The sequence below is a fragment of the Hydrogenophaga sp. genome, from assembly GCF_031426985.1.
Lineage (GTDB): Bacteria > Pseudomonadota > Gammaproteobacteria > Burkholderiales > Burkholderiaceae_C > Hydrogenophaga.
Genome location: NZ_JASJOY010000033.1, coordinates 1 through 25,045, shown reverse-complemented (window position 1 = coordinate 25,045; position 25,045 = coordinate 1). Strand labels below are relative to the sequence as shown.

Below are 25,045 nucleotides of genomic sequence, written 5' to 3'. Positions count from 1 at the left end.
CCCACGAGTGGTGCAGGACGACTTGGTCATGTCGCACTGCTGTGATCGGCGACCCGTAGGAGGGGGCTCCTCTGAGGGGCCGCTAGGGCCGCCGTGATGGGTGAACGCAACAAGACGCCTGCGCGCGCGTCTGTGAGAGTTGTCACGCATCACAAAGTGCTTGAACGACTTCATATAGTTTTGTGTTACTTAAACTGATAAATGAGTTAAACTGATGATCTGATGTTGTGACATTCATGTTGAGAAGGTGTGCTCACCGAGCACGGCAGCAAACCAACGAGGAGAGACGTCGTGACCCAGCAAACTGTGCATCCCAGGTATGTCTTCGATATCAAGAGCAGCAACCTGTCGCTGGTTGCCTTGGTGCTCAGAAGCACCGATCTCACGCTTCTGAGTCGGGATTTCGATCTCAGGTTTGGCGCGATGCCCAACTTCTTCGATCAAGAGGGTGTTGTCATCGACTTATCGCAGGCGTGCTCGACGCGTGGGGGCTGCGGATCGGGCAACCTGGAGACCGCGCTGGAGTTCTCGGTTCTCATCGATTTGTTGCGGTCCCATCAGTTGCGCCCCGTGGCGATCCGAGGAGGCAATGAGCAGCAAATTGCGGCGGCACTTGCCAACGGCCTGGTGCACACCGCACGCGAGCCAGAGCGGTCGCTCCCGACAAAAAAGCCCGAGCCGGCGGAGTCACGCGAGCGTGTTGTCGGGGGCGTGCCGGCCGACCCGGTCGTTGTTGAGCGCCAGGTCCGCTGTGGACAGCAAATCTACGCCAAGGGGCGAGACCTGGTCATTCTGGGCATGGTCAATCCCGGCGCTGAGGTGGTGGCTGACGGCAATATCCACATTTACGCCCCCTTGCGGGGACGCGCGATCGCGGGCGCAAGCGGCAATCAGGCAGCTCGTATCTTTACCCTGGCAATGGAGCCGGAGATTGTTTCCATTGCGGGTGTTTATTGCACGGGAGATGCACCACTCCCGCAGTCCATGGTGGGAAAGGCTGCGCGCATCAGCTTGTCTATATCTGCAGCCGGTGAGCGCTTGTCGATGGAGGAGATTTTCGGCTAACTGTGCATGAACTTGGATTGGATTCGATGGCGTATTAATCAGAACCTCTGTAGCAATGACAAAAATTGTTGTCGTCACCTCGGGAAAAGGTGGCGTTGGAAAAACCACCACCAGTGCAAATTTTGCCTCCGGATTGGCCTTGCGGGGCCACAAGACGGCAGTCATTGATTTCGATATTGGCCTTCGAAATCTTGATCTTCTGATGGGGTGCGAGCGGCGTGTCGTTTTCGATCTGATCAGTGTCATTCAAAATGAGGCCAATCTCAGCCAAGCGTTGATCAAGGACAAGCACTGTGGGGATCTGTATATCCTGGCGGCAAGCCAGACACGAGACAAGACTGCATTGACCGTGGAGGGTGTTCAGCGGGTCATGGATGGTCTTGCCCAGATGGGATTCGACTATGTGGTCTGTGATTCTCCCGCAGGCATTGAAACCGGTGCTCAGATGGCCATGCACTTTGCCGATGAAGCCCTGGTGGTGACCAATCCAGAAATCTCCAGCGTGCGTGACTCGGACAAAATTGTTTCGCTGCTCAGAACGGTGACGCGACGGGCGATCGCGCAGGAGGAGCCGATCAAGGAACACCTCTTGATCACGCGCTATTCGACGAACCGGGTGACCAGTGGTGACATGCTGTCGCTGGATGACATCCAGAACGTACTGCCATTGACGCTGATTGGCATTGTTCCCGAGTCTGAGGATGTCTTGGCAGCTTCAAATCAAGGGACCCCGGCGATTTACCAGAAAGGGACGGATGTTTCTGATGCGTACAGCGATATCGTTGACCGGTTCCTGGGTGTCAATGCGCCATGGAGATCGCTGGGTTCTCACCGAGGTGGGTATTTTAAGCGTCTGTTGAGTGGGTGGCATTGATGATAACTTTGCCTTCTCTGATTCGTGGCGATAAAGGCCATAGCGCTGGCGTGGCGAAGGAGCGCTTGCAGATCATTCTTGCACTTGAGCGTTCAGATCACAGTAAAACTGGTCCGGACTATCTCGCTGAACTTCAGCACGAGTTGGTGTCTGTTGTGAGCAAGTATGTGCAAGTAAATGCTAGCGATATCAAGGTGCATTTGCAGCGCCAAGACACACTCGAAGTGTTGGAAGTCAAAGTCGAACTTCCGGATCAATCGAAGCGTCGTTGATCGGAGCACGGACTCATCGATGTCCGTCTGGGCCAGAAAACTGGCCCCGTTCAGTTCACCAGATCGCCCCCCGTCTCACGTCAACCTCTAGGACAGGCCAAAGGAGACAGATCGCCGACCGGCTCAGGCCACCAGTGAACTCCATGATCTTGGTGCCCGTATGAGCGGAGACCCAGTAGTCGTGTTGCGCTCAATGCGGATCTTGGAGTTTGGTGGCTTTAGACTTGACTGCGGCGACGTACCCTTGCAGCCAATTCAGATCAACGGGCTTGCTGGCGAGCAACACACCAAGTGGCAGCTTCACGTGCGCGCGCGACGGGCTCTTTACTGGTGAGGCCAAGGCGACTAGGTGCATCGCGTCAAATTGCTTGTTAGACCTCAGTTGTTTGATGAACTCTGAGCCGTCAAATTTCGGCATGGCCAAGGCCATCAGCATGATTCGAGGTTGGATCGCGTTGATGCTCATCAAGGCTTCGATTGGCGATGCCATCGTCGTGCAGTCGACGTCCATCTTCCACTTTTTGATGGCGGCTTTCACGGCCCTCAGGAAGGACTGATCATCGTCCACGACCAGGATGCGAAAAGGCGGCGCAGGCTCGGCAGGGCAGACCGTCAAGCCATTGGTGCGTTGGAAGTCTCTGACTGAATGCATGAAGATCCGCCGATGGCCGCCGCGCGTCTTCCAGGCTTTGAGCTCTCCCTTTTCTACTAGGTCCTGTACGCTGCCGACAGACAACCCCAGCAACTTGGATGCATGCAAGGTTCCACAAACCTCAAGAATGTCGCGTGAAGGGGCCAGTGCGTTCATGTTTTGATGTTATCAAAAATTTTGACAAAATCATATAAAAATGATGATTGATGTTCTGAACTCCCCCTTCTTTGGTGGTGGTGGTGGCTCGGACTTTGATGAGAGGGGATGCGCTTTCGGCGGAACCAACGGCGCGTACCTGTACAGGCCAGGCTGTCGTGCCCTCCGTGACCGTGCCGACGTTGCTGACTTGTTGGTGGGCTGAACAGACCAAGCCCCTTGCCAAGAGATAGGACGGTTTTGACAACCTGCTTGGGATGGTGTTCAAAACCCCGGTCAAGCCCGGATGGCGTGAGCGAGTTACGACACGAACAATGGCGTCATGACCCAACAAGACCTCGGCCTGAGCCTGAGCACGCGGCGCACTCGCAAAGCCTTGTTCCTCGACGAGATGAACCTCGTGGTGCCGTGGACGGAGTTGCTGTCGTTGATTGCGCCGCACGCACCTCGTGCCAAGACCGGACGCCCGCCGTTTGAGCTGGTGACGATGCTGCGCATTCATTTCTTGCAGTGGTTCGGCCTGAGCGACCTGGCCATGGAAGAAGCCATGTTCGAGACCACGCTGTACCGCGAGTTCGCGGGACTGTCCAGCGTCCAGCGCATCCCCGACCGGGTCAGCATCCTGCGCTTTCGCCACCTGCTCAAAGAACACCAGTTGGCCCCGCAGATGCTGGCCGCGGTCAACGCCACCCTGGCCGACAAAGGCTTGATGCTCAGACAAGGCACAGTGGTGGACGCCACCTTGATTGCCGCGCCCAGTTCGACCAAGAACAAGGATGGTGAGCGCGACCCCGAAATGCACCAGACCAAGAAGGGCAAGCAGTGGCATTTCGGCATGAAATGCCGCATCGGCGTGGACGCTGACTCTGGCCTGGTGCACACGGTGGTGGGCACAGCAGCGAACGTCAACGATGTGACGCAGGCCAGTGCGCTCGTGCACGGTGAGGAAACAGATGTGTTCGCCGATGCGGGCTATCAGGGTGTGGCCAAGCGAGAAGAGGTCAAAGACATCAAGGCCAACTGGCATGTGGCCATGCGACCGGGCAAACGCCGCGCGTTGGACAAGGGCAGTCCCATGGGCGCGGTTCTCGAACAGCTTGAACACGTCAAGGCCCGAATCCGCGCCAAGGTGGAACACCCGTTCCGGGTCATCAAACGCCAGTTCGGCCACATGAAAGTGCGCTATCGAGGACTGGCCAAAAACACGGACCAGTTACACACGCTGTTTGCACTGAGCAATCTTTGGATGGCGCGATGCCGACTGTTGCAAGGGCTGCAGGCATGAGTGCGTCCGCAAGCAGCCCAGGGGCCGCCGCCGGCCAGAAAAAAGCCTGCGAAAACGCAGAAATTGCGTCGAATTCGCCTGTTCCAGGTCGCGCTGTTTCATGTCGTGGCAACCTGCCCGCTATCGGCTGAGCCCAAACGTGTTTTGAACACCATCCCTAAAGGACTGATTGGCGAGCTTGCTAAGCAATTGCAGCGCCTGCAACCAGCTGCTGCTCACACATCAGAAAAGAATCGATGGCAAGTCCAGCAGTTTTTCCCTCTGGGTGGGGAAAGTCAATAAATTAATGGGGTGACTTGCGCGATTTTGGATCGCCTGATTCATGCTGCAATCTGTTGCAGTGACTCGATAAGTGAGTCGCTGCTTTTGATTGGCGTAACCAATGGCATTGAGGAATTAACCGGGTGACTGATAGTTATCATGATGCCGGCGTTCAGCAATTTTTGGGTGCTTTGGTTTAGTTGATTTTGTTCAATTCTCCTCAGCATTTGCAAATCATCAATCACGATCGCGACTTTTGAGTCTGTCAATACGTCCTCCGCATGATCGGCCAAGAGCTTGATGAGTTGGTCTGCTGGCATGCTCAATGAGTCGACCTTTAGTTTGGACTTGAGGGTCATTTTGTGATAGGGGAAAAATGGACCACACCCCAACGAATTTGCAATCGCTCGCTCAATTCGGACGCGGTTGACGATGTGGTTGTCCGATGTGTTGTTTCCGACGATGTGTGACATGAGTATGTAGTACCGTCTGGCGCCAATGGTTTTTGGCTGCCAAGATGGGGCATGGGTTTTTGTAATTGAACCGTGCCTTGATTTCTCGTGCTCAAATCGCTGAAAATTGGTGCGTGATTGGTTTGATTTGCCAATTTGACTGAACATGGATACTGCCGGAATGTTGGAAGAATTCTGTCCGCCACGGGCGCGTGCCGAAGTCTGTCGCCGCAGAGTTGCCGATTGAAATATGGTGCGGGGGGTGTCGCTTCGACTTATCTGAGTGCGGGTCAGTTGCTGGCAGGCTGGGGCAAGTTGCTTGATACTGATTGAAAATCTTTTAAACTGATTATCATCATAAATAACAAATTTATCAAGCAGAAAGTGCGTGGAGTCGCAGTGTTCCCCCGCGCTGTTGGCTTGCACTCGGTTGCGCCGCTTCCCAGCCACGAATGGGCGCCTGTTCCTGAAGACTGGGGCTCATCACATGTGATGCGTGCTCGTTCAGGTCGCACGGACCAAGGCTTTAGAAACCGAGCTGCTCGGCGTCGTCAAAGCAGGGGAAAAGGCCCGGTTGTAGTGAGTCGCCCCTGAAGAACCCTCAGAACCCGCATGAACACTGGCCCGCTGGGGTGACCTCGGGAGCGCAGAACTCCCAGTTTGATTTTCAATAGGGGCTGTTTTCTGGGAGTTCTGCCGTGATGTTTGCCTGCCCCGCCACCGACGATTTCTTTCGCTCGCGCATCGACCACATGATCGACCTGCGCCATCCGCTGGCGGTGCTGGCCTCGCGCATGCCCTGGCAGGAGATTGAGGCGCGGGTGGCCCAGGTTTTCTCCCGCAAGGGGCGCGCCGGTGTGGCCATGCCGGACCTGGACCTCTTTGGTGAACAGGTGCAGCGCGTGGCGGTGGCCAGCAACGCCGGGCGGCCGCGCGTGCCGCTGCGCATCATGATCGCGCTGCTGTACCTCAAGCACGCGTTCAACGAGTCCGACGAGGACGTCGTCGAGCGCTGGGGCGAGACACCGACCTGGCAGTTCTTCTCGGGCCAGGCGTACTTTGAGCACCACCGCCCGTGCGACGCCACCACCCTGGTCAAGTTCCGCCAGTTGCTGGGCGAAGAAGGCTTGGAAGAGCTGCTGGCGCAGACCATCAACGTGGCCGTCGAGCTCAAGCTGATCAAGGCGCAGGAGCTCAGCCGCGTGATCGTTGACAGCACGGTGCAGCACAAGGCCATTGCCCACCCCACCGACAGCCGTTTGCTGGAGAAGGCACGCGCCAAGCTGGTGGAGGCGGCCAAGGAGGCGGGCATCGATCGGAAGCAGACGTTTGCCAAGGAGGGCAAAGAACTCGGGCGCAAAGCCGGCCGCTATGCCCACGCCCGTCAGTACAAGCGCATGCGCCGGGCCATCAAGCGTCAGCGCACCATCGTCGGGCGACTGCAGCGCGAGGTCGAGCGCAAGGCCAGCGCCATCGGGGCGGCCGTGCGGCAGGCGCTGCGTGAGACCTTGAACAAAGCCCGGCGCATCGTGGACCAGAGCGGCCAGCGCAAAGCAGTGGACGGACAGCGCAAGCTCTACGCCTGGCATACGCCCGAGGTGGACTGCATCAGCAAGGGCAAGGCCCGAACACCCTACGAGTTCGGCGTGAAGGTGGGCATTGCCAGCACACTGAACGGCAACCTGATCGTGGGCGCCCGGGCGTTCCACGGCAATCCGTACGACGGGCACACGCTGGGCGAGCAACTGGAGCAGGCCACGATCCTGATGCAGGACAGAGCGGTCAAGCCCGCGACGGCGTTCGTGGATCTGGGCTATCGGGGCGTGGATGCGGACAACCCGGATGTGCACATCGTGCACCGGGGCAAGACCAAACGGATCAGCGCGCAGGAGCGACGCCAGCTCAGGCGGCGCCAGGCGATCGAACCGATCATCGGCCACCTCAAGGCCGATCACCGCATGGACCGCTGCCACCTCAAGGGCGAAACCGGCGACCGGCTGCACGCGGTGCTGTGCGCTGCGGGCTACAACATCCGCTGGCTGCTGCGCATGATTGCCAAGAAGGGACTCACCTTCTTGCAGCGGCTTTATTTGCGCCTGTGCACGATGGCGAGCGTGTCGCCGAACTGGGGTTTGGCGTTGCGCTCGTGGCCGATGTCGGCATCACGCACAGCGTCAACCGCCGCTTCCGCCTGAAATGAATAAATCAGGGCTGACTCAGTATGAGTGCCTGTTTTTTGGGCAGGTAATCTGCGCGCGTTTGTCGACTAGGCTTTATGTTGTTCGTTCACGAGATGTCCACAGACTTACCCACTGATGGTGGGGATTGTCTGGGCCGACGCGAACGTCGACATCTGGAAATGAATTTCCTTCGGTTTCCCCGAACCAGTCGAAAGTAGAAAATTCCACCACTTTGCACTAAATCGCCAGTTGCCCCAGGGCGTCCGCTGCTCGCTCTCTCAGTAGGTGGCCATAGTGTTTTTCGATCATCGCCAGTGATGTACCGGCAAGGGCTGCAACGGTGAGGGTGTCTAGCCCGTGCAGGCTCAACAGATCGGTGATGGTGCTGTGCCGCAGGGTGTACGCCGTCACGCCGTCCTGCAGCTTGGCAGCCTTTACAGCCGCCTTGAGCGGATACTTCCAAGCGTCTTTGTCCCATGCCTTCCCATTGGCTTGACCGAAGATGGGGGCCTTTGGTGTCTTGTCTTTGCAGGCATGCGCGAAGAGCGTAGCCGTTGATTGGGGCAGCTTGATCCGACGGGCTTGGCCCGACTTGTCTACCCCGATGCTCAACTCGGCGGTTTTTGGCTGGAAGTCCCCTGTGGTCAAGGCGGCCACGGCGCCGGGTCTCAACGGCAGGTTGCACAAGGCGCGAAGGAATGGTGCCAAGTCTGACTGTGCGTGTGCAATCAACTGCTTCCGGGCTTCTCGGTCGATGTACACGTTTCGACGTTTGTCGGCGTTTTGCAGTGGCGCCAATGCATCTTTCCAGGCGCTGTCACTGGTGGCCATCTTGTCCTTGACGGCCAAGTTCAATGCCGCCCGTAAGGTGGCCATATCGCGATTTACAGATGATGGACTGCGTTTCTTGATGCTGACCTGCTTGTCCTGACGAATAGCTGGCGTCGATTCCAGCCGTTTGCGCCACCCCTTCACGTCTGAGTGTTTGAGCTTGAGCAATTCGATGCTGGAGAACTTGGCGTCGCTGAACACCCAACGGTTGAACCGGCCCTGGGCATCCTTGCGAGTGGCTTCGCCCACGTTTGCAAGATAGCTGCGGCAAGCATCTGCCACGGTTTCGCCTTTGCTGCGACCGCCGGCCCCCATATGGCCGAACCACTTTTCGGCGGCTGTACGCGCCATGTCGAAGCGCTCGCTGGGAGAAACATCCTCAAAGCTGCCAAGCGAGTGAAGGTGCTGCTTGCCGTTCTCATCCCTAAACCTGGCCACCCATGCGCCCACCGATGCGGTGGAGACTTTCCGGAAACCCAGGTAGCAGCCACGGCGGAGTTGTTGCCAGTAAGGGGCGTGTCTGGCCTTGAGGGCGTCCCGATTTTTGACTGTGGAGAGGGCCGGCATGAGTTGGTGTCCAAAAAGTGTCCAAAACCTGTTTGGATTTTATGGGACGTCTTCACACTCTGTACATAGACAAACTCAGTCCAAAAAAGTCCAAAAAAGTCCACATTCCCTGCCTTCACACGGCAGGGGTCGCAGGTTCGAACCCTGCACCGCCCACCAAAACGGCAAGTCATCCACACTTGCATACAAAAAGCCCACCAACCGGTGGGCTTTTTTGTTTCTGCCGCTCCCAAGCTGAGCCAAAGAATTGAAGGTCGAGTTCTTTTCTCCGGAGCAACGGCTGGCTCGGATGATTTTTCGGCGATCCCAACGGTTGGTGCCATTGACGGAGGTGAGTGACCTCGATCTCCGATGTGTCCGATGTCGGCCCTGTCGAGCTGGCATGTCGGTCTTGAGCGGATTTGTGATCGCGAGGGATTGCCGTTGCGGCAAGTGATCGGAAAGTTGTTGCGACACCGCAGCGACCGCGCGGACGAACGGTCCATCCACAGCGATCCTCAAGCCCACTCCTTTTGAGGGGATCGGCGTCGTCGCAACAGCTGTACCGACTGGGCGGATCGCTGGTTGGGGGGGCGCTGCCACAACACGGGTGAGAGGCGCCGCGCACCAAAGACCACGTAACCCGTGGGTTGAGAACCTCACGCGACCGGGGGGCAGGGTCCCCTGTGCGTGGCTCGACCAGCCTCCTCTGCACGTCGTCGCACTTGTCGGTGCTGTTCGTCTCGCAGGTCGATAGGTTCACGCGAACTCAGGTGCGGAGTTCGCGTCGGCGTGCGAGTGCCAATGCGACGAGGCCCCCAAACATGAGCGGCAGGGTTCCGGGCACCGGAACGGCCCGGGCAGTCTCGATCTGGAACGAGGTGACGCCTCCTGTGACAGGGGTGACATCGAAGATCTCACTGCCGGCCGGGTCGAAGAGGATCGAGATCGAGCTTGCCGTGAACACGATCTGTGGGTCAGGAATGATGTTGCCGAAATCCGCCAGTGTGAACAGGTCGTTCGTAATGAGTGAAACACCCGTGATGGGGATGGTGAAACCAGAAAAAACGACCTCTACCCACGCGTAGTCGCCAAAACCGGTGTCGGCGGGCGTCAGCGTCAGGATATTCGTGGTGCCGTCGATATCGGCCGCAATTCCTCCGCCGCAGGCACCAACATTCGTGTCGTTGGTGGCCCCGACCTCAACCCCGGCACCGATTGCAACACCGAGATTCTGGTAGGTCTGACACTCGCTTTCGTAGGCGCTGCTGCCGATGCCGTGGCGCACGGTCGCATCGACGACCTGGCCGGTCAACGTGGTGGCAGCAGCCATGCCAGCCCAGAAGGAACAGCTCGCGACGGCAGCGATCAGCAGTGGCTTCATCTGAATTCTCCTGAGTTGTGGGTTCGGATAAGCCCGAACGGCTCGTGGTGCGACAAGCAATCTCCGAACCAGAATGGACTGCCCTTCATATTTCTGTTGGTGTTCATGCACTTACCGCATTCCACCGCGAGACTGGGCGCAGTAGTCCGGGCCCATGTGTAAAAAGCGTCGTCATGCGCGGCAACCTACGTCGCGGTCTGCCGCGAAGTTTCCGAGGAACCACTGCAACGGTTCTTGCGGGTCCCGCACGACCCGCTGGGGTCTTCAGGGTGTTGCGCGCCGGCCCTGACGACTTCTTGCGTCAGCGCGATGCCGGTGGGCAGATCGGAACCAAGAGGCGATGCCATCACCCACGGACTGGTGCTCGCAGGACGGTAAGGCCGGCGCGCTGAGTTCCTCTGCGAGTGCGTCCACCCGTACCTGAGTGGCCCGACGTTCCGGTTCGAGGCTGGGGTCTTGGATGGCGGCGTCCATGCCCAGCAGCCCATCCGCGGCCGTGAGCTGTGCCGGCCGTTCGCTCATTTCGTCCGGTCGCGGCCCATCGGGACGGCACGGATCCACCGCCGACATCGCGGCGTCATCCATGACGTTCGCATCCAGCTGAACCCAGAAGGAGTCCACTGGGACAACTCGGCGATGAAGCGCTTCGGCTGTGATGAGCCTGAGCGTGCAAACAACAAAGACCACCCATCGGTGGGCTTTGTTGTTTCCGGACCCCGGCGTTGTCGGCGGGGATGCCGCAGGTCAGTCCTGTTTTGGGGGCGCTACAGCAGCAGCGGCAGCGGCCGCGCGCAGCTTGTCCTTCTTGCTCGGGCGCTTGCCCTTGATGCCACCGCCCGCCGGGCCAGCGGGTGCTGCCACATCGATGGGCTCAAACCCCGGCAGCTGCTCCAGCGGCAGGCTCAGGCCCTGGCGCTTCTCGATCAGCCGCCAATGGGCTTCGGTGTCGGCGCTCACAAAGCTCACCGCCAGGCCGCTCTCGCCCGCGCGGCCGGTGCGGCCGATGCGGTGCACGTAGTCCACCGCCGAGCGCGGCAGGTCGTAGTTCACCACCACCGGCAGTTGCGCGATGTCGATGCCGCGCGCCGCCAGGTCGGTGGTGACCACCACGTCCCAGCGCTTTTCCTTGAATTCCTGCAGTGCCTGCTTGCGCGCGCCCTGGCTCAGCCCGCCGTGGAACGAGGTGGCGTACAGGTCGCCGTGGTGCAGCTTGCTGGCCACGCGTTCGGCGCTGTACTGCGTGGCCACGAACACGAGCACGCGTTCCCAGCCGTTGTCCTGGATGAGCTGGCGCAGCAGCTGGGTGCGGCGGCCCGCGTCCACCGCAATGGCACGTTGCAGCACCACGGCCTCGGCCTGCGCCGGGGCGGGCACGTCCACGCGCTGCGGGTCGCGCAGCAGACCGCCGGCCAGTGCTTCCACCGCGGGCGGGAAGGTGGCCGAGAAGAACAGGTTTTGCCGCTGCGCGGGCAGCAAGGCGAGCACGCGGTCCAGTTCGTCGGCAAAGCCCAGGTCGAGCAGGCGGTCGGCTTCGTCCAGCACCAGCAGTTCCACCGCCGAGAGGCGCAGCGCGTTGTGTTCCACCAGGTCGAGCAGGCGCCCGGGCGTGGCCACCACCACATCGGCGCCGCCGCGCAGCGCCATCAGTTGCGGGTTGATGGACACGCCACCGAACGCCACGGCCACGCGCGGCCGCGAAGGCAGCTGTTGCGCCAGGCTGCGCAGCACCTCGCCCACCTGGGCGGCCAGCTCGCGCGTGGGCACCAGCACCAGTGCGCGCACGCGCCTGGGGGTGTGTACCGCACCGGTCTGCAGGTGCTGCAACAGGGGCAGGGCGAAGGCCGCGGTCTTGCCGGAGCCGGTCTGTGCGGTGGCCAGCAGGTCGGCCCCGCGCAGCACCACCGGGATGGCCTGCTGCTGGATCGGTGTCGGCGAGGCGAAGCCCTGGTCGGCGGCGGCTTGCGCCAGGGTGGGGAGGAGTCCGAGGGCGGAAAACGTGGAGAGGTGCATGTGCCCCGATTGTCGCCGCTGGGGCCGTGCGCGCGGGGCGCGCTACGATGCCGGCCCATGAAACACAAGCTCTCCAGCGGTGGTCTGGTGTATTCCACCGAGTTGGGCCGCATGTGCCCGGGCTGCCGGCAGCCGGTGGCCCAGTGCACCTGCGGTCAAAAGTCCGTGCCGCAAGGCGATGGCACGGTGCGCGTGTCGCGCGAAACCCAGGGTCGCGGTGGCAAGGCGGTGACCGTGGTCAAAGGCGTGCTGCTGGACGCCAGCGCGCTCGTCGTGTTGGGCAAGCAGCTCAAGGCCGCTTGCGGCACGGGCGGCACGGTCAAGGATGGGGTGATCGAGATCCAGGGCGATCACGTCGAGCGCGTGATGGCCGCCCTGCAGGCCCAGGGCCACAAGGTCAAGCGCGCGGGCGGCTGAGGCCGGGTGGTCCGGGCCGCCGGTCACAGCTCGCCGGCCGCCATCAGCGACAGCACATCGGGCTGCAGCAGCTCGTCCAGCGCCGGGTCGGGTTGTGCCCAGGGTTTGACCAGTAGCAGCGCGGCCAGCCCGAGCGCCAGCAGGGCGCCCCCGAGCAGCGCCGGGTGCTGGCGCCAGCCGGCCTGCAGCACGGCCAGTGGCCCGCGGTGTTGCGGCTGGCCCGCGGTGCGCTGGCGCCAATGCCCGATGGCGCGGGATTCCAGCGCCTCCAGGCCATCGGACGGCGTCTGGGCCAGGCCTTCGCGCAGGCGTTCGCGCAGCCGCTGATCGTCGGGGCTGTGGCGGTTGGGGGTGGGGGCATTCATGGCGTGTGCTCCTGGAGCTGTTGCCGCAGCGCGGCCTTGGCCCTGTGCAGCAGTTGGTGCGCGGCGTTGCGTTCGAGTTCCATGGACCGGGCGATGTCGGCCACATCGGCGTCGGCATAGGCCCACATGGCCAGGGCCATGCGCTGGCGGGCCGGCAGGCGGGCCATGGCGGCTTGCAGTTGCGCGGTGCTGGAAGCGGGCAGCTCGTCGGCCTCGGGGGCGTGGGTGGTCTGCTGGGCGTCGGACAGTTCGGTCAGCTGTTCGGGGTCGGTGCTGAGTTCGCGGCGCCGCACCAGCCAGCTTTTGCAGCGGTTGATGACGATGGTGTTGAAGAAGGTGGCGAGCGTCGCCCCGTGCGCATCGCTGGGGCGGCTGCTCCACAGGCGCAGAAAGGCTTCCTGCACCGCGTCTTCGGCGTCTTCGCGCTTGGCCAGCAGCTGCAGGGCCAGGCCGTGGGCCTGCGGTGTGAGCTGGTGCACCAGGCGGGTGGCGCTGGCTTCGTCGCCCGTGCAGGCCGCGTGCCAGAGCGTCCAGTCGTCGCTGCGGATGGCGGCGCGCCCGGGTGGCAACAGCGCACGGCCCACCCAGCGGCCCAGCTGGCCCAGCGATGCGCCCAGGGCGCCGGTGGCGGTGGGCGGGCTCATGGCTGGGGGCTCATTCGGCCTGGAGCTTTTCACGCAAGGCCTTGCGCTCGGCGGGGCTGAGCTTGTCCAGCATCTCGCGGCGCTGTCGCAGCAGTTCGCGGCGCTCTTCCGGCGTCATGGCTTTGACCTGCTGGCGGCGCTCGTCGGCCAGGCGCTGCTTTTCTTCGGGACTGAGCTGGCGCCAGCGCTGACGGGTGCTGTCGATGAGGGCCTGCCGCTCGCTCGGGGACAGGTTTTCGATCTGCTGGCGCAGCTGTTGGCGGAAGGCCTTGCGCTCTTGCGGTGTCGCCTGCTTGAGCTGCTGTTTCAGTTCGGCTTTGCGCTGGGCCTGCTGTGCGGGCGTCAGGCGGGCCCAGTCTTGTGCGTCGGGCGGCACCACGGGGGCGGCCTGGGCGCCAACACTGGCCAGCAGCACCCAGCCGGCCAGCCAGGGGACCAGTCGGTGGCGAAAGGGGGATGGTGCGGGGGATGTCATGGAGGGTGGGGCCGTGCACGGTTGGGGTCTTGCCCGTTTGAACCCCGCAACGGGCCGGCGCTTACGCCAAACCCGTGCGATCCGGTCGGATTTTCACCCAAGCCCGTAAACCGCGGGGTGGTTGACCGGTTCAACGGGGGCGTGGACCAACCGGCCACCGCAACCGTTCCCACCCACAAGGAAACCACCATGACCTCCTGGATCAAGACCCTCTCCGCTGTCACCTTCACCGCCGCCGGCCTCGGCCTGTTCGCCGGCACCGCGCTGGCGCAAGGCACCCCCCGCCTGGCCGACCGCCAGCAACAGCGCGTGGACCATCGGCAGGACCGCCAGTCCGACCGCATCACGCAGGGCGCGGCGTCGGGCCAGCTCACGGTGCGCGAGCAGGCGAGGCTGGAGAAGCAGCAACGCCACATCAACCGCCTGGAACGCCACACCGAAGCCGACGGCCAGGTGACCGCGAAGGAAGCGCTGCGCATGGAAAAGGCGCAGGACCACGCCAGTCACAAGATCTACCGCCAGAAGCACGACGCCCAGCAGCGCGGCGGCTGAGGCGGTCGGAGCGCTGATCAGCGCGCCAGCCACAGCCGCAGGCGCAGGCCCCAGCCGCTGGTCAGGCCCACGGTGGGCCAGCGCAGGTCGCCCTGCGGCGTGATGACGGCGAACGCCGGCACCGCGCCAAAGCCCAGCGCCCGGCTCAGCTGTGCACGCGGGTCCACCAGCGTGTGCCAGGCCAGGCTGCGCGCCTGCAGGTAGCGGGCCACCTGGTCGGGCGGGCCCGACTGCATGGCCACGGTGAGGATGGGGTGGTCAGCGCTCAGACCGTCCACCGTGCCCTGGATCGTCTGGCAGATCGGGCACCAGTCGGCCCACACGTACAGGCCCACGTTCTGACCCGGGTGGGCCTGCTGCAGCCGGGCCAGTTCGGCGCGCAGGCTGCTCTGGCGCAGGGTGCCGGTGGCGTCCCGCACGGGCAGGGACGCGTCCAGCGCCGCTGCGGGCAAGGGGCCGCCGGCCACGTGCCGCGTCTGCCACCCTTGCACGGCCAGCAGCACGGCGGCGAACAGCGCCACCGTGCCCAGGTGGCGTCGCCAGTCGCGCCGCAGGCCGGCGGCCCAGCGGCGCAGGCGCTCGTTCATGCGGCCTTGAAGACGTCGAGCAGGCGGTCCAGCCCGCCTTCGTTGATGGCCACCATGGCCTGCGCGCGCACGGCGGGCTTGGCGTGGTAGGCCACCGACAGGCCGGCCACCCCCATCATGGGCAGGTCGTTGGCGCCGTCGCCCATGGCGATGCACTGGCCCGGTTCGATGTCCAGCAGCGAGGCCACTTCCAGCAGGGTGCGGCGCTTTTCCGCGCCGTCGCAGATGTCGCCCCAGGGCTGGTCGACCATGCGGCCGGTCAACTGGCCGCAGTTGGGGCCGCTTTCCACTTCCAGCACGTTGGCGCGCACGAAGTCGATGCCCAGCGTGTCGCGCACGCGGTGGGCGAAGAAGGTGAAACCGCCCGAGACCAGCAGCACCTTCAGGCCGGCGGCCTTGCAGGCGCGCACCAGCTCTGCCGCGCCGGGGTTGATGCGCAGGCGCTCGGTGTAGACGCGTTCCATGTCGGCCACGGTCACGCCCCTGAGCAGGGTCACGCGCTGGCGCAGGCTGTCCTTGTAGTCGGTGATCTCGCCGCGCATGGCGGCTTCGGTGATGGCCGCCACCTCGGTCTTGCGGCCCACCGCGTCGGCGATTTCGTCCACACACTCGATGCTGATGAGCGTGGAATCCATGTCGAACGCGATGAGCTTGAAGTCCTTCAGGTTGAGCGGAGCTGTGAAGCCTTGGATGGTCAGGCCGGGGGCGAAGTCGGTGGGTGCGGTCATCCCGGAATTATCGCGGGAGCCGGACAGCGTCCCCGCTCAGGGCTGGGTCGCAGGCAGCACTTTGGAGAGGGTGCCGATCTGCTTGCGCAGGTCGCCGCCCACCAGGTCGGCCACCGACTGCTGGTCGCTGGTGACGGTCAGGCCCTGGGCCTGCAACTGGGCCTTGAGGTCGTCGGGGCTGGTGCCGGCGACCTGGGCCAGCACGGCGATGGGCGCCCGGGCCAGGGCGCGGACCGGGGGCGCAAAGCCGGGTTCGCCACCTGCGCCGCCCGCGGGAATGAAGCTCAGCAACAGCACCGCGGCAAACACGCCCATGACCAGCTTGCCGGGGGTTTGCGTGAAGTAGCGTTTGAAGGCCGGCATGTTCAGCAGCACGTGCAGCGTGACGCCGATCACCATGGCCCAGCTCAGCCACTCGTGTGCGGTCTTGTTCAGCCCGCTGTCGAGGTGGAAGAACATCAGCACGCCGGTGACGGCCGACAGGAAAAAGGCGCCGATCACCAGCGGGGTGATCCAGGGGCGGTGGGGGTTGAGGTTCACAGTGCGTCCTCCGGTTCTTGTTGCGATGCAACAAGTTTCCCGCGGCGCCATGAAGAAACCCCGACCGCTGTGTGAACGCCGGGTAAACCCCGGCCGGTACCGATCAGGATGGGATGGGGATCAGGCGGCGCCGGCCGGCTCCGCAGCCTTGAGCGGCTGGCCGAGCGCGCGCAACACGTCGCGCACCAGCTGCACCCGGTCTTTCACCTCGGGCAGCGCGCGTTCGATGCGCAGCTTCTCGTTGCCGGCCAGCTTGATGTGCTTGTTCTTCTGGATCAGCTCGATGATGCGCATCGGCTCAATCGGCGGGTTGGGCCGGAAGGTGATGTTGATGACACCGGGTGCCGCATCGACCTTGACCACGCCGTAGGGCGCCGAGAGCACACGCAGGCGGTGCACGTCGATCAGGGTCTGGGTCTGGGCGGGCAGCTTGCCGAAGCGGTCCACGATTTCTTCGAGCAGTCCGTCGACCTGGTCGGTGGTCTTGGCCGTGGCCAGCTTCTTGTAGAACGACAGCCGCAGGTGCACGTCGCCGCAGTAGTCGTTGGGCAGCAGGGCGGGGGCGTGCAGGTTGATGTCGGTGGTGACCGACAGGGGCGAGAGAAGGTCGGGTTCGCGCCCGGCCTTGAGCGCCTTCACGGCCTCGCTCAGCATCTCGTTGTAGAGCTGGAAGCCGACTTCCAGCATGTTGCCGCTCTGGTTTTCGCCCAGCACCTCGCCGGCACCGCGGATTTCCAGGTCGTGCATCGCGAGGTAGAAGCCCGATCCCAGTTCCTCCATCTGCTGGATCGCGTCCAGCCGCTGGGCGGCCTGCTTGGTCAGGCCCTCGATTTCGGGCACCAGCAGGTAGGCGTAGGCCTGGTGGTGGCTGCGGCCGACACGGCCGCGCAGCTGGTGCAGCTGCGCCAGGCCGAACTTGTCGGCCCGGCTCATCACGATGGTGTTGGCCGTGGGCACGTCGATGCCGGTCTCGATGATGGTCGAGCACAGCAGCAGGTTGTAGCGCTGGGCCACGAAGTCGCGCATCACGCGTTCGAGGTCGCGCTCGGGCATCTGGCCGTGGGCAATCGCGATGCGCGCCTCGGGCAGGATTTCTTCCAGCTTCTGGCGTCGGTTCTCGATCGTCTCGACCTCGTTGTGCAGGAAGTAGACCTGGCCGCCGCGCTTCAATTCGCGCAGCACGGCTTCGCGGATCACGCCGTTGCCCTCGTTGCGCACAAAGGTCTTGATCGCTAGGCGGCGCTGCGGCGCGGTCGCGATCACGCTCAGGTCGCGCAGGCCTTCGAGCGCCATGCCCAGGGTGCGCGGGATCGGCGTGGCCGTCAGCGTCAGCACGTCCACCTCGGCGCGCAGCTGCTTCATCGCCTCCTTGTGGCGCACGCCGAAGCGGTGTTCCTCGTCGATGATGAGCAGGCCGAGGTCCTTGAACTTCGTCTTCTCGCTCAGCAGCTTGTGCGTGCCAACCACGATGTCGACGCTGCCGTCGTTGATGCCTTTCATCGCGGCGGTGATTTCTTTCTGCGAACGGAAGCGGCTCATCTCCGCCACCTTCACCGGCCATTTGGCGAAGCGGTCCACCAGGGTCTGGTAGTGCTGCTCGGCCAGCAGCGTGGTGGGCGCGAGAAAGGCGACCTGTTTGCCGCCGGTGATGGCGACGAAGGCGGCTCGCAGCGCGACCTCGGTCTTGCCGAAGCCGACGTCGCCACAGACCAGGCGGTCCATCGGCTGCGGGCTGATCATGTCCTGGATCACGGCGTGGATCGCGGCCTTCTGGTCGGCGGTTTCGTCGAAGCCGAAGTCGTTGGCGAAGATTTCGTAGTCCTGCGCGCTGAAGCGGAAGGCGTGGCCCTGGCGCGCGGCGCGGCGGGCGTAGATGTTCAGCAGCTCGGCGGCGGCGTCGCGCACCTGCTCGGCCGCGCGGCGCTTGGCCTTTTCCCACTGGCCGCTGCCCAGCTTGTGCATCGGCGCTTCGTCGGCGCTGACCCCGGTGTAGCGGCCGATCAGGCTGAGCTGGCTCACAGGCACATACAACACGGCCTTGTCGGCGTATTCCAGGTGCAGAAATTCCTGCAGCGCGGGCGTGCCGTCGGGGTTCTTGTCGCCCATGTCCAGGTTCACGAGCCCGCGGTAACGGCCGATGCCGTGTGCGCTGTGCACCACCGGGTCGCCCACGTTGAGCTCGCTCAGGTCCTTGATCAGCGCGTCGACGTCGCTGACCTGTTCCTGCTTCTTCTTGCGCCGCGTGGTCGGGCCGGCGGCGAAGAGTTCGGTCTCGGTGACGAAGTCGATGCCATGTTCCAGCGAACTGAAGCCGACCGTCAGCACCGAAGTGGCGATGCCGACCGGCTCGTCGCTGGTCTGGAACTCGGCCAGCGAATCAAAGGCTGGCGGGTTCAGGCCGCTGGCGCGCAGGAAGTCCAGCAGGCTCTCGCGCCGGCCATCGCTTTCGGCCAGCAGCAGCACGCGGTGCGCGGTGTTGCGGATGTGGCCCTGCAGCCGCGCCAGCGGGTCTTCGGCGCCGCGCACCACCGACAGGTCGCCCAGCTTCTGGGCGAAGGCGTTATCGGCGATGTCCTCCACGGCGGGCCGGATGGCGAGCTGGGAGTGGCTGTTGGCCTGGGCGTAGAACTGCTCCATCGACAGGAACAGGCTCTCGGGCGGCAGGGCGGGGCGGTCCGGATCGCCCTTGACCAGGCGGTAGCGGTCCTGCGTGTCCTGCCAGAAACGCTGGAAGGCCGGTTCCAGGTCGCCGTGCAGCACGACGGTGGCCTGTTCGCCGAGGTAGTCGAAGACGGTGGCGGTCTCTTCAAAGAACAGCGGCAGGTAGTACTCGATGCCTGCCGTGGCGACGCCGTTGCCGATGTCTTTGTAGATACGGCTCTTGGTCGGGTCGCCTTCGAGCAGTTCGCGCCAGCGGCTGCGAAAGCGCGCGCGCGCTGCCTCGTCCATCGGGAACTCGCGGCCGGGCAGCAAGCGAATTTCGGGCACCGGGTAGAGGCTGCGCTGGCTGTCGGGGTCGAAGGTGCGGATCGAGTCGATCTCGTCGTCGAACAGGTCGACGCGGTAGGGCACTTGCGAACCCATGGGGAAGAGGTCGATCAGGCCGCCGCGCACCGCGTATTCGCCCGGGCTCACCACCTGGGTGACGTGGTTGTAGCCCGCCAGCGTCAGCTGTCCTTTGAGTTTGGCCTCGTCAAGCTTCTGCTTGACCTTGAACTGGAAGGTGTAGCCCGCCAGGAAGGACGGCGGCGCCAGCCGGTACAGCGCGGTCGTGGCGGGCACCAGCACCACGTCGGCGCCGGTGTCCTTGTCGTGCTGCTGGATGCGCCACAGCGTGGCCAGCCGTTCGCTGATCAGGTCCTGGTGCGGCGAGAAGCTGTCGTAGGGCAGGGTTTCCCAGTCGGGGAACAGGGCGCAGCGCAGTTCGGGCGCGAAGAACGCCATCTCGTCCATCAGGCGCTGCGCGTCGGTGGCGTCGGCGGTGACGATGGCCGTGGGCCGGCCAGCAGCCTTTTCCCGCGCCGCCAGCTGCGCGAGCAGCAGCGAATCGGCCGCACCGGCGGGGCGGGGCAGGTGGAAGCGGTGGCCGGGTTTGAGCTTGGGCAGGTCCATGGGCGCGGTGCGTTCGGCGTTGGGGATGGCGGGGGCCATGACGAACACCCCCCAACCGGTTCGGCAGGGGGGTGCATGCGGTCGGATTCTAGAATGCGCGCTTGCTTATGCCCGACGCCCAGACCCCATCCCCCCAGAACCCGCCGGCGCGCCTGTTTGCGCTGCTGCCCTGCGCCGGCACCGGCTCGCGCGCCGGCACGGCCGGCCCCAAACAGTACGAGCCCTTGCTGGGCGTGCCGCTGGTGCTGCACACGCTGGCGGCCTTCCATGCTGTGGCGCGCGTCGAACAGGTGCTGGTGGTGGTGTCGCCGGGCGACCGCTTCCTGAGTGTGGACGACCCGCAAACCCGGCTGGCGCATTGCGGCGGCGCCACGCGGGCACAGAGCGTGTTCAACGGGCTGCAGGCCCTGCTGGACCGCGGTGCCAGCGCGCAAGACTGGGTGCTGGTGCACGATGCCGCGCGCTGTCTGGTCGCGCCTGCGCAGATCGATGCGCTGATCGACGCCTGTCTGGACGATGCGGTCGGCGGCCTGCTGGCGCTCAAGCTGCCCGACACGCTCAAGGCCGAGACCGGTGGCCGTGTGTCGGCGACGGTGGACCGAAGCGACAAATGGCTGGCCCAGACGCCGCAGATGTTCCGCATCGGGGCGCTGCAGGCGGCGCTGGCCGCTCGCGCCGCCACCGGATTTGACGGCATCACCGACGAAGCCAGCGCCATGGAACTGGCCGGGCAGGCGCCGCGCCTGGTGCCGGGCAGCGCGCAGAACTTCAAAGTCACCTACCCCGAAGACTTCGCGCTGGCCGAAGCCATTCTGAAAGCCCGTTCATGACGCACCCGACCATTCCCTTTCGCATCGGTGAGGGCTGGGACGTGCACGCCCTGGTGCCTGGCCGCCCGCTGATCATTGGCGGGGTCACCGTGCCGCACAGCATGGGCCTGCTGGGCCATTCGGACGCCGACGTGCTGCTGCACGCCATCACCGACGCGCTGCTCGGCGCCGCGGCGCTGGGCGACATCGGCCGGCACTTCCCCGACACCGATGCCCGCTTCAAAGGGGCGGACTCCAGCGTGCTGCTGGCGGAAGTCGCGCGCCGCGTGCGCGAGGCCGGTTACGAGATCGGCAACGTGGACAGCACCGTGATCGCCCAGGCGCCCAAGCTGGCGCCGCACATCCCGGCCATGGTGGCGTCCATCGCCCGCAGCCTGGGCCTGGCGCCGGACCAGGTGAACGTGAAGGCCAAGACGGCCGAGAAGCTGGGTCCGGTCGGGCAGGGCCTGTCGATCGAGGCGCGCGCCGCCGCGTTGCTGGTGCGGCGCGCCTGAACCTGCCCGGGCTCAGAGGCTGGGAGGGAATGGGGCGTGCCCGAAAGGGCGTCCCGAAGCACGGCCGGCAAGGCGCAAAGCACAGCCGTAGCTCGGGCTACGGCGCGCATTTGCAACGCCGCAGGCGGGGTTTTGGGGCGCCAAGGCGGGCATGACCGATTTCCTCTCAGCCTCTCAGGCCTTGGCCCGCGGCAGCTTGATGTGCGCGGACAGGCCGCCGGTGCTGCTGTTGGCCAGCGCGAAGCGGCCACCCATGCGCGAGACCGCGCGCTCGACAATGGCCAGCCCCAGTCCTGTGCCGGTGGCCGACGAGCGCGATGCGTCACCGCGGAAGAAGGGTTGTGTGAGCTGGCTGAGCATCTCGGGGCTCACGCCCGTGCCGTGGTCGCGCAGCTTGATCAGCACCCATTCGTCCTTGGCTTTGGCCGCGATGTCGATGCGCACGACGCCCGTGACCGGGTCGCGCCCGTAGCGCTGGGCGTTCTCCACCAGGTTGGCGAACACGCGCTGCAGCTCGGTCGCATCGCCCATGAGGATGGTCTCGGGCGGGATGCTGGTGGTGACGCTGGTGTTGGGGTCGAGGCTGGCCGGGAAGGTGGCCGCGTCGATCACCTGGTTCAGGCTCACCCGCTCAGGCTCCAGGTGGTCCGGGCGTGCGTAGTCGAGGAATTTGTCGATGATGGCGTTGACCTGCTCGATATCGGCCGCCATGTGTTCGCGCGCCTGCGGGTCGCTCACGCTCATCTCGGTTTCCAGCCGCAGCCGCGCCAGCGGCGTGCGCAGGTCGTGCGAAATGCCGGCCAGCATCAGGGCCCGGTCCTGCTCGATCTTGGACAGGCGCTGCGCCATGCGGTTGAAGCCGATGTTCACCTCGCGGATCTCGCTGGTGGCCACCGCCTCGCTCAGCTGGCTGGCGTTGAAGTCGCCTTCGCGCAGGCGGCTGGCCGCGAACGACAGGTTTTTCAGCGGCCGGTTGATCAGGCGCGCGATCAGCGCCGCCCCGGTCAGCGACAGCACCAGCGCCGTGCCCAGCCAGATCAGCCAGGTGGTGCCCGCCACCAGGCCCAGGCGCGAGGGATCGGTCAACAGCCAGTAGGGGTCGCCGTCGATGGAAAACCCGATCCACAGACCGGGGGTGTTGTTGACCTCACGGGCGACCACGGTGCCGGGGCCCAGGCGGGCGTACAGGCGTTCGCTCACGCTGCGGCTGAGCGAATCGGTGTCGTACAGGCGGTACTGGTCGGTGGGCTCGCGCGGCGCGATGCGCACGCTCTCTTCGTCGGCCAGGGTCTTGACCAGCGAGACCCGTGCGATGGAGTCCGAGTGCACCAGGGCCGCGCGGCTGAGGTTGACCAGGGAGGCGAGCTGCTGCGCGCTTTGCAGCACCCGCGGCTCGAACTCCAGCGCCCGAAAGGTCTGCAGCCACGCCACGATGCAACCCACCAGCAGCATGGCCAGCAGGAAGAAGGTGCGCCAGAACAGGCTCACCTCCCGCGGTGGGCGCGCGTCGAGCGGGGCCGGCACCGTTTCCAGCCCGGTGGGCTGGGTCTCAAACGGGACGCGCGACTCCTCGTTCATCAGCTGTTGCCGTCCGGCACGAAGACATAGCCCACGCCCCACACCGTTTGCAGGTAGCGCGGCGACGCGGCGTCCTCTTCGATCAGCTTGCGCAGGCGCGAGACCTGCACGTCCAGGCTGCGGTCAAACGGTTCGAATTCGCGCCCGCGGGCCAGCTGGGCCAGCTTCTCGCGCGACAGCGGCTGGCGCGGGTGGCGCACCAGGGCCTTGAGCATGGCGAATTCGCCCGTGGTCAGTGGCAGGTCTTGGCCGTCCTTGCGCAGGGTGCGCAGGCTCAGGTCGAACTCGAACGGGCCGAAGGTGACGGTCTCCGCGTCCTGCGATGGCGCACCGGGCACCTCGGTGGGCGGGCGGCGGCGCAGCACGGCGTGGATGCGGGCCAGCAGCTCTCGCGGGTTGAAGGGCTTGCCCAGGTAGTCGTCGGCACCGACTTCCAGGCCGACGATGCGGTCCACATCCTCGCTCTTGGCGGTCAGCATGATGATGGGCGTGCGGTCGCCGTTGGCGCGCAGGCGGCGGCAGATCGACAGGCCATCCTCGCCCGGCATCATCAGGTCCAGCACGATCAGGTCCACCGACTCGCGCTGCAGCACCCGGTTCAGCGCCTTGCCGTCTTCGGCCAGCATCACCTCGAAGCCTTCCTGCATCAGGTAGCGGCGCAGCAGATCGCGGATCCGCACGTCGTCGTCCACGACCAGAATCTTGTTGGGGCGGGCATTGATTTGTGGCATGGCAGCAACTCTCCGAAAATGTAACAAACTCGATTGTGGCAGCGCCAAGTGCTTGTCACGACTGGTTTTTTGTTGTCCTGACACGGTGTTACAAATGTTGCCCCAGCTCGCGCGGCGGTTACCTCGGGGCAACACACACAATGCGGGTCCGCGTCATACTTCTCATCACCATGAAGCCGTACCTGTCCGCCGGTTGCCTCTTGCTCGTTGCGCTGCCCACGTTGGGCTTGGCGCAGGGAAAGCGCGCACACCCGCTGCCAGAAGACGCGCCGGTGAGCGTGCTGCCCATCGCGGCCGAAAACGCCGAAGCGCGGAGCACCGCCTCCTTGCGCGACAGCTTGCGTCAACCTTTTGACGACGCGGACAACAAGCCCTTCCGTCTGAGCTCGCAGGAGCGCCAACGTATGCGCGAGCAACTGCGCAACCCGTCTGTTTACGAAACGACCAAAAAATAACCCATGTCGATCAAGATCCTTCCCGCTTCCCACCCGATCGCATCGCGCCGTTTCTTCTCCCGTCTTTCTCTCCTCATGGCCCTGGGCACCGCTGGCATCAGCGGCGTTGCGCTGGCCCAGGTCGCGCCCATGACCCCAGAACCCGCCAACATCGTCAACATCTCCGCCAGCGGTTTTCTGGAAGTGCCGCAAGACTGGCTCAGGATGAGCCTGAACACCACCAAGGAAGGCGCCGACGCCGCCGCTGTGCAGGCCCAGCTCAAGACGGCGCTGGACGCCGCGCTGGCGCAGGCCAAACCGGCCGCCCAGCCGCAGCAGATGGATGTGCGCACCGGCCAGTTCAGTCTGTATCCGCGCTATGGCAGCAACGGCAAGATCACCGGCTGGCAGGGTACGACCGAACTGGTGATCGAAGGACGCGATTTCGCGCGCATCAGCACCACGGCCGGCAAGATCCAGTCCCTGACCCTGGGGCATGTGGGCTTCTCGCTGTCCCGCGAGGCGCAGCAGAAGCTGGAATCCGATGTGCAGGCCCTGGCCATCGAGCGTTTCAAGGCCCGCGCCAACGATGTGGCCAAGGGCTTCGGATTCACCGCTTACACGCTGCGCGAGCTCTCCATCAGCTCGGCCGATCAGGGCGGTGGACAACCGTATCCGCGCGCCATGGCCATGCAGGCCAAAGCCGCCATGGCCGATGCGCCGGTGGCGGTGGAGCCGGGCAAGAGCACGGTCAACGTGACCGTGTCGGGCGCGATCCAGTTGCGCTGATCAGGGGGCACGCTCCAAAACGAAAGGCCCGCGATGCGGGCCTTTCGTTTGCTAGGAACGGCCGTTTATTGGGCAGTCCAGCCGCCGTCCATGTTCCAGGCCACGCCGCGCACGTTGTTGCCCGCAGGTGAACAGAAAAAGACCGCCAGCTCGCCCAGTTCTTCGGGGGTGGTGAACTGCATCGAAGGCTCTTTTTCACCCAGCAGCAGCTTCTTGGCGTCTTCGTTCGACAGGCTCATGGCCGCCGCCTTGGCGTCCACCTGTTTTTGCACCAGCGGCGTCAGCACCCAGCCTGGGCAGA

Annotated in this window: 26 protein-coding genes, 1 tRNA gene and 1 pseudogene; 13 read left to right on the top strand and 15 right to left on the bottom strand. The window is 64.2% G+C overall.

Annotation, left to right across the window (positions count from 1 at the left end; all coding sequences use genetic code 11):
• Window positions 1-291: 291 nt before the first annotated feature.
• Genes minC through minE form a run of 3 tightly spaced genes read left to right on the top strand, consistent with a single transcriptional unit; the run spans window position 292 to window position 2,211 of the window.
• On the top strand, window positions 292-1,065 hold the full coding sequence (gene minC / locus RMP09_RS04290) for a septum site-determining protein MinC (protein WP_310564764.1): 774 nt from the start codon (window positions 292-294) through the stop codon (window positions 1,063-1,065).
• A gap of 55 nt (window positions 1,066-1,120) precedes the next feature.
• Window positions 1,121-1,939: a septum site-determining protein MinD gene (gene minD / locus RMP09_RS04285; RefSeq protein ID WP_310564763.1), complete on the top strand. Its 819-nt coding sequence runs from the start codon at window positions 1,121-1,123 to the stop codon at window positions 1,937-1,939.
• 2 nt (window positions 1,940-1,941) lie between these two features.
• Window positions 1,942-2,211: a cell division topological specificity factor MinE gene (gene minE, locus RMP09_RS04280; RefSeq protein WP_310564842.1), complete on the top strand. Its 270-nt coding sequence runs from the start codon at window positions 1,942-1,944 to the stop codon at window positions 2,209-2,211.
• 190 nt (window positions 2,212-2,401) lie between these two features.
• Here minE and RMP09_RS04275 read toward each other — a convergent pair whose 3' ends face one another.
• On the bottom strand, window positions 2,402-3,019 hold the full coding sequence (locus RMP09_RS04275) for a response regulator (RefSeq protein ID WP_310564762.1): 618 nt from the start codon (window positions 3,017-3,019) through the stop codon (window positions 2,402-2,404).
• A 322-nt stretch (window positions 3,020-3,341) separates the two neighbouring features.
• Between RMP09_RS04275 and RMP09_RS04270 the strand changes: the two genes are divergently transcribed.
• Window positions 3,342-4,304 carry an IS5 family transposase gene (locus tag RMP09_RS04270; RefSeq protein WP_310564761.1) on the top strand — a complete coding sequence of 321 codons (963 nt, stop codon included), beginning with the start codon at window positions 3,342-3,344 and terminating at the stop codon, window positions 4,302-4,304.
• Window positions 4,305-4,586, top strand: coding sequence for a hypothetical protein (locus RMP09_RS04265; RefSeq protein WP_310564760.1), 282 nt, complete (start codon window positions 4,305-4,307; stop codon window positions 4,584-4,586). It begins immediately after the preceding gene.
• Between the two features lie 38 nt (window positions 4,587-4,624).
• Here the strand turns inward: RMP09_RS04265 and RMP09_RS04260 are convergent, their stop codons facing one another.
• On the bottom strand, window positions 4,625-5,443 hold the full coding sequence (locus RMP09_RS04260) for a hypothetical protein (RefSeq protein WP_310564759.1): 819 nt from the start codon (window positions 5,441-5,443) through the stop codon (window positions 4,625-4,627).
• A 275-nt stretch (window positions 5,444-5,718) separates the two neighbouring features.
• Between RMP09_RS04260 and RMP09_RS04255 the strand changes: the two genes are divergently transcribed.
• Window positions 5,719-7,212 (top strand): IS5 family transposase, encoded by a 1,494-nt coding sequence (locus RMP09_RS04255; RefSeq protein ID WP_310564758.1) that lies wholly within the window; start codon window positions 5,719-5,721, stop codon window positions 7,210-7,212.
• A 222-nt stretch (window positions 7,213-7,434) separates the two neighbouring features.
• Here RMP09_RS04255 and RMP09_RS04250 read toward each other — a convergent pair whose 3' ends face one another.
• Window positions 7,435-8,595 carry a tyrosine-type recombinase/integrase gene (locus RMP09_RS04250; protein WP_310564757.1) on the bottom strand — a complete coding sequence of 387 codons (1,161 nt, stop codon included), beginning with the start codon at window positions 8,593-8,595 and terminating at the stop codon, window positions 7,435-7,437.
• Here RMP09_RS04250 and RMP09_RS04245 point away from each other — a divergent pair.
• Window positions 8,586-8,754, top strand: a tRNA-Val gene (locus tag RMP09_RS04245). The genes RMP09_RS04250 and RMP09_RS04245 overlap by 10 nt on opposite strands.
• 589 nt (window positions 8,755-9,343) lie before the next feature.
• Here the strand turns inward: RMP09_RS04245 and RMP09_RS04240 are convergent.
• Window positions 9,344-9,958: a PEP-CTERM sorting domain-containing protein gene (locus RMP09_RS04240; RefSeq protein ID WP_310564756.1), complete on the bottom strand. Its 615-nt coding sequence runs from the start codon at window positions 9,956-9,958 to the stop codon at window positions 9,344-9,346.
• Window positions 9,959-10,702: 744 nt separating this feature from the next.
• Window positions 10,703-11,968, bottom strand: coding sequence for a DEAD/DEAH box helicase (locus RMP09_RS04235; protein WP_310564755.1), 1,266 nt, complete (start codon window positions 11,966-11,968; stop codon window positions 10,703-10,705).
• A 57-nt stretch (window positions 11,969-12,025) separates the two neighbouring features.
• Here RMP09_RS04235 and RMP09_RS04230 point away from each other — a divergent pair, with 57 nt between their 5' ends.
• A complete protein-coding gene (locus tag RMP09_RS04230; RefSeq protein WP_310564754.1) occupies window positions 12,026-12,385 on the top strand; it encodes a translation initiation factor Sui1 in 360 nt (119 codons plus the stop codon).
• Window positions 12,386-12,408: 23 nt separating this feature from the next.
• Here RMP09_RS04230 and RMP09_RS04225 read toward each other — a convergent pair whose 3' ends face one another.
• From RMP09_RS04225 to RMP09_RS04215, 3 genes are read right to left on the bottom strand one after another with little or no spacing between them, the layout of a single operon-like run.
• Window positions 12,409-12,750 (bottom strand): hypothetical protein, encoded by a 342-nt coding sequence (locus RMP09_RS04225; RefSeq protein ID WP_310564753.1) that lies wholly within the window; start codon window positions 12,748-12,750, stop codon window positions 12,409-12,411.
• Window positions 12,747-13,394, bottom strand: a complete 648-nt coding sequence (locus tag RMP09_RS04220) for an RNA polymerase sigma factor (protein WP_310564752.1) — start codon at window positions 13,392-13,394, stop codon at window positions 12,747-12,749. The genes RMP09_RS04225 and RMP09_RS04220 overlap by 4 nt, the downstream gene beginning before the upstream one ends.
• 10 nt (window positions 13,395-13,404) lie before the next feature.
• Window positions 13,405-13,869, bottom strand: a complete 465-nt coding sequence (locus RMP09_RS04215; RefSeq protein WP_310564751.1) for a DUF3106 domain-containing protein — start codon at window positions 13,867-13,869, stop codon at window positions 13,405-13,407.
• A 189-nt stretch (window positions 13,870-14,058) separates the two neighbouring features.
• Between RMP09_RS04215 and RMP09_RS04210 the strand changes: the two genes are divergently transcribed.
• The gene (locus RMP09_RS04210) at window positions 14,059-14,421 is read left to right on the top strand and encodes a hypothetical protein (RefSeq protein WP_310564750.1); all 363 of its coding nucleotides are present in this window, start codon (window positions 14,059-14,061) and stop codon (window positions 14,419-14,421) included.
• A gap of 17 nt (window positions 14,422-14,438) precedes the next feature.
• Here RMP09_RS04210 and RMP09_RS04205 read toward each other — a convergent pair whose 3' ends face one another.
• From RMP09_RS04205 to mfd, 4 genes are all read right to left on the bottom strand, one after another.
• Window positions 14,439-15,008, bottom strand: a complete 570-nt coding sequence (locus RMP09_RS04205; protein WP_310564749.1) for a redoxin domain-containing protein — start codon at window positions 15,006-15,008, stop codon at window positions 14,439-14,441.
• The gene (gene serB, locus RMP09_RS04200) at window positions 15,005-15,736 is read right to left on the bottom strand and encodes a phosphoserine phosphatase SerB (protein WP_310564748.1); all 732 of its coding nucleotides are present in this window, start codon (window positions 15,734-15,736) and stop codon (window positions 15,005-15,007) included. Before serB ends, RMP09_RS04205 begins: the two co-directional genes overlap by 4 nt.
• Before the next feature lie 36 nt (window positions 15,737-15,772).
• The gene (locus tag RMP09_RS04195; RefSeq protein ID WP_310564747.1) at window positions 15,773-16,276 is read right to left on the bottom strand and encodes a DUF4405 domain-containing protein; all 504 of its coding nucleotides are present in this window, start codon (window positions 16,274-16,276) and stop codon (window positions 15,773-15,775) included.
• A gap of 120 nt (window positions 16,277-16,396) precedes the next feature.
• Complete coding sequence (gene mfd, locus RMP09_RS04190) at window positions 16,397-19,888, bottom strand: transcription-repair coupling factor (protein WP_310564841.1); 3,492 nt, start codon at window positions 19,886-19,888, stop codon at window positions 16,397-16,399.
• Window positions 19,889-19,995: 107 nt separating this feature from the next.
• Between mfd and ispD the strand changes: the two genes are divergently transcribed.
• Together ispD and ispF are read left to right on the top strand one after the other, a co-directional pair.
• Window positions 19,996-20,718 (top strand): 2-C-methyl-D-erythritol 4-phosphate cytidylyltransferase, encoded by a 723-nt coding sequence (ispD, locus tag RMP09_RS04185; protein ID WP_310564746.1) that lies wholly within the window; start codon window positions 19,996-19,998, stop codon window positions 20,716-20,718.
• Window positions 20,715-21,212: a 2-C-methyl-D-erythritol 2,4-cyclodiphosphate synthase gene (ispF, locus tag RMP09_RS04180; RefSeq protein ID WP_310564745.1), complete on the top strand. Its 498-nt coding sequence runs from the start codon at window positions 20,715-20,717 to the stop codon at window positions 21,210-21,212. The genes ispD and ispF overlap by 4 nt, the downstream gene beginning before the upstream one ends.
• 174 nt (window positions 21,213-21,386) lie before the next feature.
• Here ispF and RMP09_RS04175 read toward each other — a convergent pair whose 3' ends face one another.
• Together RMP09_RS04175 and ompR are read right to left on the bottom strand one after the other, a co-directional pair.
• Entirely contained in the window at window positions 21,387-22,790 is a 1,404-nt protein-coding gene (locus RMP09_RS04175) for an ATP-binding protein (RefSeq protein WP_310564744.1), read from the bottom strand.
• On the bottom strand, window positions 22,790-23,521 hold the full coding sequence (gene ompR, locus RMP09_RS04170) for a two-component system response regulator OmpR (RefSeq protein ID WP_310564743.1): 732 nt from the start codon (window positions 23,519-23,521) through the stop codon (window positions 22,790-22,792). Before ompR ends, RMP09_RS04175 begins: the two co-directional genes overlap by 1 nt.
• Before the next feature lie 170 nt (window positions 23,522-23,691).
• On the opposite strand from ompR, the gene RMP09_RS04165 reads away from it, so the two are divergent.
• The gene (locus tag RMP09_RS04165; protein WP_310564742.1) at window positions 23,692-23,976 is read left to right on the top strand and encodes a hypothetical protein; all 285 of its coding nucleotides are present in this window, start codon (window positions 23,692-23,694) and stop codon (window positions 23,974-23,976) included.
• A 75-nt stretch (window positions 23,977-24,051) separates the two neighbouring features.
• Window positions 24,052-24,744 (top strand): SIMPL domain-containing protein, encoded by a 693-nt coding sequence (locus RMP09_RS04160; protein ID WP_409559685.1) that lies wholly within the window; start codon window positions 24,052-24,054, stop codon window positions 24,742-24,744.
• 65 nt (window positions 24,745-24,809) lie between these two features.
• Here RMP09_RS04160 and RMP09_RS04155 read toward each other — a convergent pair.
• Window positions 24,810-25,045, bottom strand: a pseudogene (locus RMP09_RS04155) (3-hydroxybutyrate dehydrogenase); the annotation flags it as partial.

Excerpts from the sequence above, each read along its gene's own strand:
- RMP09_RS04255 (WP_310564758.1), top strand. The coding sequence starts at position 5,719 with ATGTTTGCCTGCCCCGCCACCGACGATTTCTTTCGCTCGCGCATCGAC.
- RMP09_RS04220 (WP_310564752.1), bottom strand. The coding sequence starts at position 13,394 with ATGAGCCCGCCCACCGCCACCGGCGCCCTGGGCGCATCGCTGGGCCAG.
- RMP09_RS04250 (WP_310564757.1), bottom strand. The coding sequence starts at position 8,595 with ATGCCGGCCCTCTCCACAGTCAAAAATCGGGACGCCCTCAAGGCCAGA.
- ispF (WP_310564745.1), top strand. The coding sequence starts at position 20,715 with ATGACGCACCCGACCATTCCCTTTCGCATCGGTGAGGGCTGGGACGTG.
- mfd (WP_310564841.1), bottom strand. The coding sequence starts at position 19,888 with ATGGACCTGCCCAAGCTCAAACCCGGCCACCGCTTCCACCTGCCCCGC.
- RMP09_RS04240 (WP_310564756.1), bottom strand. The coding sequence starts at position 9,958 with ATGAAGCCACTGCTGATCGCTGCCGTCGCGAGCTGTTCCTTCTGGGCT.
- ispD (WP_310564746.1), top strand. The coding sequence starts at position 19,996 with ATGCCCGACGCCCAGACCCCATCCCCCCAGAACCCGCCGGCGCGCCTG.
- serB (WP_310564748.1), bottom strand. The coding sequence starts at position 15,736 with ATGACCGCACCCACCGACTTCGCCCCCGGCCTGACCATCCAAGGCTTC.
- minD (WP_310564763.1), top strand. The coding sequence starts at position 1,121 with ATGACAAAAATTGTTGTCGTCACCTCGGGAAAAGGTGGCGTTGGAAAA.
- RMP09_RS04225 (WP_310564753.1), bottom strand. The coding sequence starts at position 12,750 with ATGAATGCCCCCACCCCCAACCGCCACAGCCCCGACGATCAGCGGCTG.
- RMP09_RS04230 (WP_310564754.1), top strand. The coding sequence starts at position 12,026 with ATGAAACACAAGCTCTCCAGCGGTGGTCTGGTGTATTCCACCGAGTTG.
- ompR (WP_310564743.1), bottom strand. The coding sequence starts at position 23,521 with ATGCCACAAATCAATGCCCGCCCCAACAAGATTCTGGTCGTGGACGAC.
- RMP09_RS04215 (WP_310564751.1), bottom strand. The coding sequence starts at position 13,869 with ATGACATCCCCCGCACCATCCCCCTTTCGCCACCGACTGGTCCCCTGG.
- RMP09_RS04160 (WP_409559685.1), top strand. The coding sequence starts at position 24,052 with ATGGCCCTGGGCACCGCTGGCATCAGCGGCGTTGCGCTGGCCCAGGTC.
- RMP09_RS04210 (WP_310564750.1), top strand. The coding sequence starts at position 14,059 with ATGACCTCCTGGATCAAGACCCTCTCCGCTGTCACCTTCACCGCCGCC.
- RMP09_RS04275 (WP_310564762.1), bottom strand. The coding sequence starts at position 3,019 with ATGAACGCACTGGCCCCTTCACGCGACATTCTTGAGGTTTGTGGAACC.
- RMP09_RS04205 (WP_310564749.1), bottom strand. The coding sequence starts at position 15,008 with ATGAACGAGCGCCTGCGCCGCTGGGCCGCCGGCCTGCGGCGCGACTGG.
- RMP09_RS04270 (WP_310564761.1), top strand. The coding sequence starts at position 3,342 with ATGACCCAACAAGACCTCGGCCTGAGCCTGAGCACGCGGCGCACTCGC.
- RMP09_RS04165 (WP_310564742.1), top strand. The coding sequence starts at position 23,692 with ATGAAGCCGTACCTGTCCGCCGGTTGCCTCTTGCTCGTTGCGCTGCCC.
- RMP09_RS04175 (WP_310564744.1), bottom strand. The coding sequence starts at position 22,790 with ATGAACGAGGAGTCGCGCGTCCCGTTTGAGACCCAGCCCACCGGGCTG.
- RMP09_RS04235 (WP_310564755.1), bottom strand. The coding sequence starts at position 11,968 with ATGCACCTCTCCACGTTTTCCGCCCTCGGACTCCTCCCCACCCTGGCG.